The following is a 1,424-nucleotide window of genomic DNA, read 5'->3' as shown; positions in this document are numbered from 1 at the left end:
CCCCGCCGGCGGGGAGGGGGTATCCCCCCTAACCCCCCTTGCTAAGGGGGGAACAAGGCGTCTTGCGTTTGGCGCCCGACGCACGACGTACGGCCCGCGTCGGGCGTTTAACTCACGCATTGTGCCCTGCCCCCTGGCTCAATCCCGTACTCGAAGCCTACCGTTGGCCTATGCGCTGGCTGGCTTTGCTGTTGCTGCTCGGAGCGGTTCAGGCCCAGGAGACCATAGCCGAGTTGCGGGCCCGCAGCTACGGCAAGGGCGAGCTGGCCGTTGAACGCACCCTGGCGCAAAACCGGGGCTTCACCCGCTACCTGGTGCGCTGGCCCTCGGAGGGCCTGACCCAGTACGGCTTCATGAACGTGCCCGGCGGAAAGGGCCCCTACCCCGTGGTGCTGGTGCTGCACGGCTACGTCAACCCCGCCACCTACCGCACCCTGGCCTACACCACCCGCTACGCCGACGCCATCGCGCGCATGGGCTACGTGGTCATCCACCCCAACTACCGGGGCCACCCCCCTTCCCAGGGCAGCCCGGAGGGGGTCTTCCGCGTCAACTACGCCATCGACGTGCTCAACCTGGCCGCCATCGTGCGCGGGCAGAGCGGCAAGGGGCCGCTCGCCAAGGCCGACGGGAGCCGGATGGGGCTGTGGGGCCACAGCATGGGCGGGGGCATCGCGCTGCGCGTCGCGGTCGTAGACCCGCGGGTCCGGGCCGTGGTGCTCTACGGCTCGATGTCGGGCGACGAGCGCAAGAACGCCAGCCAGATCTATTACGTCTACTCGGGCCGCAGCCGGGGCCTGGCCGAGCTCAACGCCCCCGACGAGCGCATCAAAGCTATTTCCCCCATCTACCACCTGCAAAACGCCCGCGCCGCCTTCAGCGTGCACCACGGCACCGCCGACGAGCAGGTGCCCTATGCCTGGAGCGTGGAGCTGTGCCGGAAGCTAAAAGCCCTGGGCAAGAGCGCCGAGTGCTTCAGCTACCAGAACGCCCGCCACACCTTCCCCAGCGGCAGCCGCGCCGACGCGAGCTTCCTCGCCAAGGTGGAGGCTTTCTACGCCCGGGTGCTGAGGTGAAGGGCCGTAAGGCTCGCCTTGCAGACCATCCTCGAATCACTCAGTAATGAAATGCCGTGAACGGGAAAGCGACCAACTCCCGCCGACCTCGTGCCTGGCCCCTCCCCTACCGCAGCGGGGTGAGGAGGCGTGGGGTGATGACGATGACCAGGTCGGTCTCGGCGGTGGTGGTGGAGGTGGTCTTGAACAGCTCCCCCAGCAGCGGGAGGTCGCCCAGCCCCGGCACCTTCTCCACGCTCTCGGTGCGGCGGTTCTCCAGCAGCCCCCCGATCACGATGGCCTCGCCGGAGCCCACCCGCACGGTGGTGGTGGCGTCGCGGGTGGAGAAGGAGAAGGAGTTCTGGGTCT

The 1,424-nt window shown here is 68.4% G+C and carries 1 protein-coding gene and 1 pseudogene; one reads left to right on the top strand and one right to left on the bottom strand.

The annotated features are described in order from the left end of the window. The first annotated feature begins 170 nt into the window (after window positions 1–170). A complete protein-coding gene (locus Mterra_RS21240) occupies window positions 171–1,076 on the top strand; it encodes an alpha/beta hydrolase family protein (protein WP_119316875.1) in 906 nt (301 codons plus the stop codon). A 106-nt stretch (window positions 1,077–1,182) separates the two neighbouring features. On the opposite strand, the pseudogene Mterra_RS21235 reads toward Mterra_RS21240, so the two are convergent. Beyond that, window positions 1,183–1,424 (bottom strand): annotated as a pseudogene (locus Mterra_RS21235) (type II and III secretion system protein); the annotation flags it as partial.

Origin of the sequence: Calidithermus terrae (assembly GCF_003574345.1) — a bacterium.
GTDB lineage: Bacteria > Deinococcota > Deinococci > Deinococcales > Thermaceae > Calidithermus > Calidithermus chliarophilus.
The sequence above is the reverse complement of the archived record's forward strand: the minus strand, read 5'-3'. Positions and strand labels throughout refer to the sequence as shown.

Excerpts from the sequence above, each read along its gene's own strand:
- Mterra_RS21240 (WP_119316875.1), top strand. The coding sequence starts at position 171 with ATGCGCTGGCTGGCTTTGCTGTTGCTGCTCGGAGCGGTTCAGGCCCAG.